Source organism: Streptosporangium sp. H16 (assembly GCF_051918855.1).
Classification (GTDB): Bacteria; Actinomycetota; Actinomycetes; order Streptosporangiales; family Streptosporangiaceae; genus Streptosporangium.
Map to the genome: position 1 here is coordinate 1 of NZ_JBPXMD010000144.1, position 555 is coordinate 555.

Sequence of the window (555 nt, forward strand, 5' to 3'; positions counted from 1 at the left end):
CTGGCCACTCCCACCCCCGACCTGTTCACCCTTCCCGATGAGGAGGCCGGCCTGTCCGCCGCCGAGGCCGCCGCCGTGGCAGAGGCCAGACGCCTGATCACCGCGTTGGGGCGCTTCGACGACGACGGCCACAGCCTCGCCTGCGTCGCCGGCATCACCGCCGCCGAGGCGATGCGGCGCCTGGAGGCCGTACCGGCCGACGACGCCGACGTTGAAGAGATCATGGAGGATCCCTGGGCGGATGTCGACGCCGCCTTGTCCGTCATCGGTGTCACCGACGTGCCCGGCGGATGCGTCGTCTTCCAGCCGTGTGGATACGCCGCGTCCAACCCCGGCGTCATGAAACGCCTGTCGGTGGGCACCGTCTGCTACGGGCTGTTCGCCAATCCCAAGAGCGGCAACCAGGGGGCCGTCGCCTGTGATGGCGCCATCGAGGAATGGGACACCCACCCCGGCGGCGGCGTCTACTCCGAAGAATCCGCAGAGGAGATCCTCGCCACCTACCTCTACCACCACCAGGCCGAGGCCTACTGCTTCGCCGGAGCGGGCCTCCGG

1 protein-coding gene is annotated in these 555 nt (G+C 69.9%); it reads left to right on the forward strand.

What is annotated here, in order from left to right; translation table 11 throughout:
* On the forward strand, positions 1-555 hold a 555-nt coding region (locus ACTOQ2_RS44070; protein WP_440108021.1), incomplete at both ends, for a DUF6461 domain-containing protein.